Origin of the sequence: Intrasporangium sp. (assembly GCF_036566125.1) — a bacterium.
Lineage (GTDB): Bacteria > Actinomycetota > Actinomycetes > Actinomycetales > Dermatophilaceae > Intrasporangium.
Map to the genome: position 1 here is coordinate 20,104 of NZ_DATCWX010000030.1, position 9,628 is coordinate 29,731.

The window sequence follows — 9,628 nt, forward strand, 5'->3', positions numbered from 1 at the left end:
GGCAAGGCTGGGTGATCCCGCCAACTCCACCTCGGGCCGTATGCCGCTGAGCTCGCTCACGCTCGGCGCGACCGCGCGCTGCTCTCCCTTCACAACGTTTCGCTCACGCCTACTGGCCTCTGTCCCCCGCAGGCGGTAGGAATGAGGAATGTGGGGTGACTCACGTCACGGGACAAAGCGGTCCAAGTGCACAACTCAGGCGAGGAGTGGCAGATGAGCGGGCGTAAACGAGTCGTGCTGGCGGGTGGGATGGCCGTCGCGATGACCCTCTTGGCGGGATGTCTGTCGTCGAACGACAACGGGGGCGGGGGCGGTGGCGCAGGTGGTACCGGTAGCTTCGTCGACGGCGGCAGCGCGGACAACGACAAGAAGGTCACCATGCTGGGTACCTTCGGTGGCGACGAGGAGAAGAACTTCCTCGCGGCGCTCGCCCCGTTCGAGAAGTCGAGCGGGATCGACATCCAGTACGTCGCCGACCGAGACTTCGCCACGACCATCAAGCAGAAGGTCAACTCAGGCGACGCGCCGGACATCGGTCTCTTCGCCCAACCAGGCGGCCTGATGGAGTTCGCAGCCGACAACAAGGTCCAGGCGCTGGATTCGATCCTTGACGTGAACGCGCTCAACTCCTCGCTCGTCCCGGGCCTGCTCGACTCCGCGAAATACAACGGCAAGGTCTACGCCGCCCCGATGAAGCTAGCTGGCAAGAGCCTCGTCTGGTACCCGAAGAAGGCCTACACCGCGGGCGGGTACTCGACGGCACCGGCGACGATGACCGAGCTGCAGGGCGTCGCCGACAAGATCAAGTCCAGTGGGACGGCGCCCTGGTGCATGGGCTGGGAGTCCGCCCAGGACACCGGTTGGGTCGGCACCGACTGGATCGAGCAGTACGTCCTGGGCATGTTCGGACCCGAGGTCTACGACCAGTGGACCAGCCACAAGATCCCGTTCAACGACCCGCGGATCATCCAGGCGTTCGACGAGTTCGCCAAGATCGCCAAGGGTGACGGCTACGTGCTCGGCGGCCCGAAGGGAGTGCTCAGCACTCCGTTCGGCGAGGCCATGCTCCCAGCCTTCGCCAAGCCGCCGCAGTGCTTCCTCGAGCGTCAGGGCAACTTCGTCACCTCGTTCCTGCCGAAGAACATCCAGGCCAACCTCGCAGAGGAGGTCGGGGTCTTCGCCTTCCCGAAGTTCGACAACGGTTTCGAGGGAACGGCGATGGTCGGTGCGGCAGACATGGCGGCGCTGTTCAACGGCAATGACCCTGACGCGCAGGCGGTCATGAAGTTCCTCGCCTCGGCCGACTTCGGCAAGGAGTGGGCCAAGGCCGGCGGCTGGCTGTCGCCGCACAAGACGTTCGACATCTCTCTCTACCCCGACGAGACCACGAAGCAGGTCGCCGACATCGTTTCGAAGGCAGGCGTCTTCCGCTTCGACGGTTCCGACCTCATGCCCAAGGCGGTCGGTTCGGGGACGTTCTGGTCCGAGCTGATCAAGTGGGAGAACGGCCAGTCCTCAAAGGAGACGGCTGACAACATCGAGGCGAGCTGGCCGAAGTCATGACTACGCAGATCGTCACGCCTCCGCAACGCGCCGCACCCGACGAATCCTACGCGGCGCTCCGGGCCCGTCCGCGCATGATCATCATCGGCCTCGTCGGGATGGCCGTGGTGGTCTGGGCCCTGGCCAACCTCTTCCTCGCCTTCGGCTACTACCCGGAGCGGTTCGGCAACAAGATCGTCATAGCCCTGCTCGCGATCGTGGCGGGCGTCGCGGGGGCCGCCCTGCTCTTCTGGTTCCTCAACATGTTCGTCGAGGGTCTGCCGGAGCGGCTCACGCAGGGAGTCATCCCCTACGCCTTCCTGATCCCGGGCTTCCTCTTCGTTGCCCTGATGCTGATCTACCCGACGTTCCAGTCGATCAACTACTCGTTCGCCAACTCCGACAGCACGGCCTATGTCGGCCTGCAGAACTACCGGACCATCTTCGGCGACAGCGAGTTCTGGAACGCGATCATCAACAACATCCTGTGGCTGATCATCGTCCCCGCGGTCGTTGTCGCCTTCGGCGTCGTCGTCGCGGTGCTGTCCGACAAGTTGTCGGCCAACGGAGAGAAGTTCGCCAAGAGCCTGATCTTCGTGCCGATGGCGATCTCGGCCGTGAGCGCGTCGGCGATCTGGCTGCTCGTCTATGCGTACAACAACCCCGGGCAGGCGCAGACCGGCCTGCTCAACGCGATCTGGGTCGGACTCGGAGGCGAGCCCCAGGCCTGGCTGCAGATCGAGACGGCCAAGCTCAACTCGATCCTGCTCATGGTCATCCTCATCTGGCTCCAGGCCGGCTTCGCGATGGTCCTGCTCAGCTCGGCCATCAAGGGGGTGCCCGAGGACACGCTCGAGGCCGCCCGCATCGACGGCGCCTCCGAGTGGCAGATCTTCTGGCGGGTCGTCATCCCGCAGATCATGGGCACCATCATCACGGTCTTCGTCACGGTGTTCATCACGGTGCTCAAGGTCTTCGACATCGTCTACGTCACGACCAACGGCGCCTACAACACCAACGTCATCGCGAACCTCTTCTTCAACAAGCTGTTCGGGGCGAGCGAGGCGGGGCAGGCCTCGGCCATCGTCGTCGTCCTGCTGCTGGCGGTGATCCCGCTCATCTGGTTCCAGATCCGGCACTTCCGCAACGAGGAGACGAACCGATGAGTCGCAGGCTCATGAAGGACGGACGGCCGCTCAGCCCGTTCTCGATCGTCGTCATGGCAGTCCTGGCGCTGCTGTGGTCGATCCCCACGATCGGCCTGCTGGTCACGTCGTTCCGCAGCCGTGACGAGGCCGCCTCGTCCGGCTGGTGGACGGCCCTGTTCAACCCCTTCTCGTCCGAGTGGACCACGAGCAACTACCGGGGCGTCTGGGAGGGGAACGACTTCGGCGCCGGGTTCGTCAACAGCATCGCTGTCGCGGTGCCGGCCACGATCATCCCGATCATGTTCGCGGCCTTCGCCGCCTACGCGTTCACCTTCATGAAGTTCCGGTTCAAGGAGTTCCTCTTCCTGCTCATCATCGCCGTCATGGTGGTGCCAATCCACGTCGCGTTCCAGCCGATGCTCAACCTGCTCGGTCCGCGCGGCCTCGGCATCTCGGGCCAGTACATCGCGGTCTGGCTGCTGCACACCGGCTTCGGCATGCCGCTGTGTATCTATGTCCTCCGCAACTACATGACCACGCTGCCGGCGAGCGTGGTCGAGTCGGCCAAGATCGACGGGGCAACCCACTTCCAGACGTTCTGGCGGCTGGTGGCCCCGATGTCGATCCCGGCCATCGCGGCGTTCGCGACGCTCCAGTTCCTCTGGGTGTGGAACGACCTGCTCGTCGCCAAGCTGTTCCTCAACGCCGACAACGCGACAGTCATCGTCAAGCTCCAGCAGCTGCTCGGCACGCAGGGTCAGGGTCAGGAACTGCTCACCGCCGGCGCCTTCATCTCGATCATCATCCCGATGATCGTCTTCGTGGCCCTCCAGCGGTACATGGTCCGAGGCATGACCTCCGGCGCCGTGAAGGGCTGACGCCCACCCACTGACCCGGCCACGGGCGTGCCCTCCCAGCGCAACTAGGCTGGGAGGGCACGTTCGTATGCCGCTGAGCTGAGCGGCATACGGCAGCGTCCTCCCAGCCCGCCAAAGACCCAAGGAGACCTCCGTGGCCGAGTTCGCCTACGAGGACCTGCTGCCGATCGGCAGTGACGAGACGCCGTACCGGCTACTCACCACGGAGGGGGTGCGGACCGTCGACGGCCCCGGAGGACGCACGTTCCTCGAGGTCGACCCCGAGGCCTTGCGGCTGCTCACGGAGACGGCGATGCACGACATCGCCCACTACCTGCGCCCCGGGCACCTCCAGCAGCTCGCGAACATCCTCGACGACCCGGAGGCGAGCAACAACGACAAGTTCGTCGCCCTCGACCTGCTCAAGAACGCCAACATTGCGGCCGGTGGCGTGCTGCCGATGTGCCAGGACACGGGCACGGCGATCGTCATGGGCAAGCGTGGTCAGCAGGTGCTGACACCCGGTGTCGACGAGGAGGCGATCAGCCGCGGGGTCTATGACGCCTACACGCGGCTCAATCTGCGCTATTCGCAGATGGCTCCGGTGACGACGTGGGACGAGCGGAACACCGGGTCGAACCTGCCCGCCCAGATCGAGCTCTACGCCGACACCGCGCCTGGTCATGAGACGTCGTACAAGTTCCTGTTCATGGCCAAGGGCGGCGGCTCGGCCAACAAGAGCTATCTCTACCAGGAGACGAAGGCGATCCTCAACGAGGAAGCGATGATGCGCTTCCTCGACGAGAAGCTCCGCTCGTTGGGGACCGCTGCCTGTCCGCCCTACCATCTCGCCATCGTCATCGGCGGCACGAGTGCCGAGTTCGCGCTGAAGACAGCGAAATACGCGTCAGCGAAGTACCTCGACACACTGCCGAAACGGGGCTCGATGACGGCTCATGGTTTCAGGGATGTCGAGCTCGAGGAGAAGGTCCTCGAGCTGACCCGCCAGTTCGGCATCGGGGCGCAGTTCGGGGGCAAGTACTTCTGCCACGACGTGCGCGTCGTGCGCCTGCCGCGCCACGGCGCGTCGCTGCCCGTGGCGATCGCGGTGTCGTGCTCGGCCGACCGCCAGGTGCTTGGCAAGATCACTTCTGAGGGCGTCTTCATCGAGCAGCTCGAGACCGATCCGGCACGGTTCCTGCCCGACGAGACGCACGAGGGGCTGGAGGGGCTGGGCGAGCATGCCGAGGACGCGGTCGGCGTCTCGTCGATGAGCAGGAACGTCGTCGTCAAGGTCGACCTCAACCAGCCGATGGACGACATCCTCGGCGAGCTGTCCAAGTACCCGGTCAAGACGCGGCTGTCGCTGACCGGGCCCCTGGTCGTCGCACGGGACATCGCCCACGCGAAAATCAAGGAGCGGCTCGACGCGGGCGAGGAGATGCCCCAGTACCTCAAGGACCACCCCGTCTACTACGCCGGGCCGGCCAAGACTCCGGCCGGGATGCCGTCGGGGTCGTTCGGGCCGACGACGGCCGGCCGGATGGACTCCTACGTCGAGCAGTTCCAGGCCGCCGGTGGGTCGAAGGTCATGCTCGCCAAGGGCAACCGGAGCAAGCAGGTGACCGATGCCTGCGCTGCCCACGGAGGCTTCTACCTCGGGTCGATCGGTGGTCCGGCGGCGCGCCTCGCGCAGGACTGCATCAAGAGGGTCGAGGTGCTCGAGTACGAGGAGCTCGGCATGGAGGCGGTCTGGCGGATTGAGGTGGAGGACTTCCCCGCGTTCATCGTCGTCGACGACAAGGGCAACGACTTCTTCGCCGAGGTGAGCAAGCCGCTCGCGATGACGATCACGAAGCGGCCGGGTCTCGCATGACCGACAAGCTCGAGAACCCGACCGGCTTCCAGGACCTGCTGAACAACAACCGCTCCTATGCCGAGAACTTCCATCTCGCAGGCTTCGACGGCATCGCGAAGGCGGGCGTGGCGATCGTCACGTGCATGGACTCGCGCATCGACCCGCTCGGGATCATCGGGCTCGAACCCGGCGACGCGAAGATCTTCCGAAACCCCGGCGGGCGCGTCACCGAGGCGGCACTCGAGGCGCTCGTGCTGGCCACCCACCTGCTCAACGTGAACCGGATCCTCGTCGTGCCGCACACCCGCTGCGCAATGACCTCGAGCACCGAGAACGAGCTGCGTCGCCAGATCACCGAGCTGTCGGGGATCGACGCGTCATGGCAGAGCTTCGGGGTCATCGACGACCAGGTCCAGAAGCTGCGCGAGGACCTGGCCAAGGTCCGGTCGCACCCCCTCATCCCCGACTCGGCCCTCGTCGGTGGCTTCATCTACGACGTCGACACCGGCCTGCTCCGACCGGTGGCCTGACCACCACTTCGCGGAACCGGGACCGCCGCCCTCCGGTCGATGCATCCCCACGTCACCCGGGGGAGGCAACCACGTCGTCACGGGTGCTGGTTGACCACACGTGCTGTGCCACCGCAGTGGCGACGACGAGGCCGATGAGCAATGCGGTGACGCCGATCGAGGGCCCGAGGAGCGCGGCGACGACGACCGATCCGGCTGTCACGAGTGCGCTCAGGGCTGAGCCGGCCCGGCCGTCGGCGACCGCGTGGAACACACCCAGGGTCGTGAGGTAGACGGCGATCGCACCCGCGAGGGCCAGACCGACCAGACGGGACGAGGCGTGTGCCTCGTGTGTTGCCAGGTCGACCGACGCCGCGAGCGCGGCACCCGTCGCCGCGACACTGGCGAAGACGGCGAAGTGTCCGTAGCCGGCCAGCAGGTTGTGCCGGAGCGGTCCCTCGAACAGTTCGAGGTGGTCGCGCTTGAAGTAGATCCACCAGAGCGAGTAGACGACGAGCAGGCCGCCGAGGATGACGCCGAGCAAGTCGCCCGTCACCCCTGACTCGAGCGCCCCCTGGACCGCTTGGACCGAGGCCAGGATGACCTCACCGAGCACGATGATCGTGAAGAGCGCATACCGCTCGGTGATGTGGTGCGGGTGGTGGGGTGTCCGACGTCCGCGTTCCGCGACGACGGGTACGAGCAGCTCAAGGACGATGCCGATCGCGAATGTCCCGTAACGCCACGCTTGGTCCTCGACCACCAGTCGCCAGATCCAGAACAGCTGGACGGCGGCGATACCCACCGCATAGCGCAGAGCTGTGGGCCGCCCCGCTTCGTCCGCGCCTGCAGCCCTGAGCCAGAACGCGACCATGGCCAGACGCATCACCGCGTATCCCGCCACAACCAGGCCCGACTGCCCGTCGTCGAAGAGGTCTGGGATCCCTGCCGCCAACATGAGGGAGCCCGTCATGATGACGAACGTGAGAACGCGGTAGACGACGTCGTCGCAGCCGTAGGCGGAGGCGAACCACGTGTAGTTCATCCATGCCCACCAGATCGCGAAGAACGCCATGAGGAAACCGATGAGGTCCCGAAGGTGACCCTCGGCGATCCCGTGGTGCCACTGCGCCGCGGCGCTCGCGATCGCGACGACGAAGACGAGATCGAAGAACAGCTCGAGCGGGGTCGCGATGCGGTGCGGTTCGTCCGGGTCGCGCGGCCGCATGAGCCGGCTCAGGGGGACGGCGTTCGTCGGGCTCACGGGCGCCATCCTGCCAGCCGCGCCGAGGGCGCAGTTCTCGACGCGAACTGCATGCTCGACGGGACCGAGCGCTGGGCTGTGAGCGAGCCCAGCGGCATACGGCCGGGTTCTGCTGGTCTCAGAGGAGGCCGCGGCGCTCGAGGAGGTGACGCGGGTCGGCGTCCCGCCCCCGGAACTCACGGTACGACGCGAGGGGGTCGGCAGCCCCACCGATCCCGATGACGTAGCGGCGGTACCGGTCACCGTTCTCGCGGGTGAGTCCGCCGTTCTCGGTGAACCACGCCACCGTGTCGGCGTCGAGCACCTCGCTCCAGATGTAGGCGTAGTACTGCGCATCGTAGGCGTAGGCGAAGGCGTGCGCGAAGTAGGTTGACGAATACCGAGGCGGCACCAAGGGATTCGCGAGCGCAGCCTCTTCCAGCGCGGCTCGTTCAAAGGCACCGACGTCCGTCACTGACGCTGCCTGGTCGACGTCGAGTGCGTGCCAGGCCTGGTCCAGGAGTGCGGCCGCGAGATACTCGCTCGTGGCGAAACCCTCGCCCCATGACCGTGAGGCGATGAGGCTGTCCACGAGATCCTTCGGCATCGGCTCGCCCGTCTCGTGGTGGATGGCGTAGTTCGCGAGGACCTCCGGCCAGAGCATCCACATCTCGTTGACCTGACTGGGGTACTCGACAAAGTCGCGGAAGACGCGGGTACCGGCGAAGTGGGGATAGGTGACGCGCGCGAGCAGGCCGTGCAGGGCGTGGCCGAACTCGTGGAAAAAGGTGTTGACCTCGTCGTAGGTGAGCAGGGTCGGCTCGCCCTTGGCCGGCTTGGGCACGTTGAGGTTGTTCGTCACGACGGCGTTGGGCTCGTCGAGCAGGGACGACTGGTGGACGAGACTCGTCATCCACGCGCCGCCCTTCTTCGTGTCCCGCGTGTAGAGGTCGAGCAGGTAGAGCCCGATCGGGGCGCCGTCCTCGCGGACCTCGAAGACCCGCACGTCGGGGTGATAGCCCGGCAGGTCGGGGCGGTCGTGGAAGGTGAGGCCATAGAGCCGCTCGGCCGCGAAGAAGATCCCGTCGCGGAGCACCCGCTCGGCCTCGAAGTAGGGGCGCATGGCTGCCGTGTCCACGTGGTACGTCGTCGCACGCACGCGGTTGGAGTAGAAGGCCCAGTCGTGCGCCTCGATCGAGTTGCCGGCCTCGGCCTCGAGGGCTGCCTGCTCCTTCCGGGCGTTGGCCGCTGCGGCGCGGGCCATCGGGGCGAGTCGCTCACGGACCCGCTCCGGTGAGCCCGCGGTCGAGTCGGCCAGGGCGGCCGCGGCGTGGGTGGCGTAGCCCAGGAGCCGGGCTCGCTCAGCGCGAAGCCGGACGATCTCGAGGACGAGCGCACTCGTGTCGTGCTCGTTGCCGCGACTGCCACGGGCACGCTGGGCGTCGTGGAGCCGTCGACGCAGCGCGCGGTTGGTCAAGGAGGCCAAGTGTGGGTGGTTGGTCGGCAGGACGAGACTGATGAGGTACGAGCCGTCGTGGCCGTGCTCCCGGGCTGCCTCGCCCGCGGCCGACATCTCGCCGGCGGTGAGCCCATCGAGCTCGGTGACGTCGTCAACGAGCACGGCGAGGTCGTTGGCGTCGGCGAGCAGCCGCTGCTCGAATCGGGTGGTCAGGGTCGCGAGGGCCGCGTTGAGCTCACGGAGCCGCTCCTTGGCCGCATCGTCCAGGCCCGCACCGGCCACCGTGAACTCGGTGAGGTATCGCTCGACCAGGTGCCGGGACTCCGGGTCGAGAGCTCCCATCTGCGCAGTGTCATCGCGCACGGCGCGGATCCGTTCGTAGAGGCGCGAATCGAGCAGGATCGCGTCGCTGTGGGCAGTGAGCTTGGGCGCGTACTCCTCCTGGATCGCTTGGACCTCCGAGGTGGCCAGCGCGCTCGACGTGCCGAAGAAGGTCGCGCTGGCGCGTGAGAGGAGCTGGCCGGAGCGTTCGAGGGCCACCAGCGTGTTCTCGAAGGTCGGCGGCTCGGCACTGGCAGCGACGGCCTCGACCTCGGCCCGGTGTTGCTCCATCCCGGTGTTGAACGCCGGACCGTAGTGCTCGGGGCGGATCTCGCCGAACGGAGGCAGGGAGAAGGCCAGAGGGCTCTTGGTCACAAATGGATTGCCATCGAGAGACGTGAGTTCGGCAGCTTCGGTTGGCTCGGTCATGTCCCCGACACTACGGACCGCGGCTGACCCCCTCGAACGGTTATCCGACCCCTTCCCGTGAGGGCTAGTGAGGGGTGCGTCCTTTCGCCCACAATGACGCAGCGCCGACGGTGCTCGGATCCGGGCAACCGCTGATCTACTCATCCCGATGAAGCTGAGGGGCGTCAGAGCACTAGTCGCTTCGCTTCGGCCTACATAGAATCCGAAGGTTTCGTGCGGCTTCCTGGCACAGCTACAAGTACGAGGTGGCGGGGTTCTGGGT

Annotated in this window: 7 protein-coding genes; 5 read left to right on the forward strand and 2 right to left on the reverse strand. The window is 66.4% G+C overall.

Annotation, left to right across the window (positions count from 1 at the left end; translation table 11 throughout):
• Positions 1-213: 213 nt before the first annotated feature.
• From VIR15_RS01915 to VIR15_RS01935, 5 genes are all read left to right on the forward strand, one after another.
• Entirely contained in the window at positions 214-1,563 is a 1,350-nt protein-coding gene (locus VIR15_RS01915; RefSeq protein ID WP_331925778.1) for an ABC transporter substrate-binding protein, read from the forward strand.
• Positions 1,560-2,708 (forward strand): carbohydrate ABC transporter permease, encoded by a 1,149-nt coding sequence (locus tag VIR15_RS01920; RefSeq protein WP_331925779.1) that lies wholly within the window; start codon positions 1,560-1,562, stop codon positions 2,706-2,708. The genes VIR15_RS01915 and VIR15_RS01920 overlap by 4 nt, the downstream gene beginning before the upstream one ends.
• Entirely contained in the window at positions 2,705-3,568 is an 864-nt protein-coding gene (locus VIR15_RS01925) for a carbohydrate ABC transporter permease (RefSeq protein WP_331925780.1), read from the forward strand. Before VIR15_RS01920 ends, VIR15_RS01925 begins: the two co-directional genes overlap by 4 nt.
• Before the next feature lie 133 nt (positions 3,569-3,701).
• Complete coding sequence (locus VIR15_RS01930) at positions 3,702-5,423, forward strand: fumarate hydratase (protein ID WP_331925781.1); 1,722 nt, start codon at positions 3,702-3,704, stop codon at positions 5,421-5,423.
• On the forward strand, positions 5,420-5,935 hold the full coding sequence (locus VIR15_RS01935; protein ID WP_331925782.1) for a beta-class carbonic anhydrase: 516 nt from the start codon (positions 5,420-5,422) through the stop codon (positions 5,933-5,935). The genes VIR15_RS01930 and VIR15_RS01935 overlap by 4 nt, the downstream gene beginning before the upstream one ends.
• Positions 5,936-5,987: 52 nt before the next feature.
• On the opposite strand, the gene VIR15_RS01940 is transcribed toward VIR15_RS01935, so the two are convergent.
• Both VIR15_RS01940 and VIR15_RS01945 read right to left on the reverse strand, forming a co-directional pair.
• Positions 5,988-7,178 (reverse strand): low temperature requirement protein A, encoded by a 1,191-nt coding sequence (locus VIR15_RS01940; RefSeq protein WP_331925783.1) that lies wholly within the window; start codon positions 7,176-7,178, stop codon positions 5,988-5,990.
• A gap of 118 nt (positions 7,179-7,296) precedes the next feature.
• Positions 7,297-9,366: a M3 family metallopeptidase gene (locus VIR15_RS01945; protein WP_331925784.1), complete on the reverse strand. Its 2,070-nt coding sequence runs from the start codon at positions 9,364-9,366 to the stop codon at positions 7,297-7,299.
• Between the last annotated feature and the right edge of the window lie 262 nt (positions 9,367-9,628).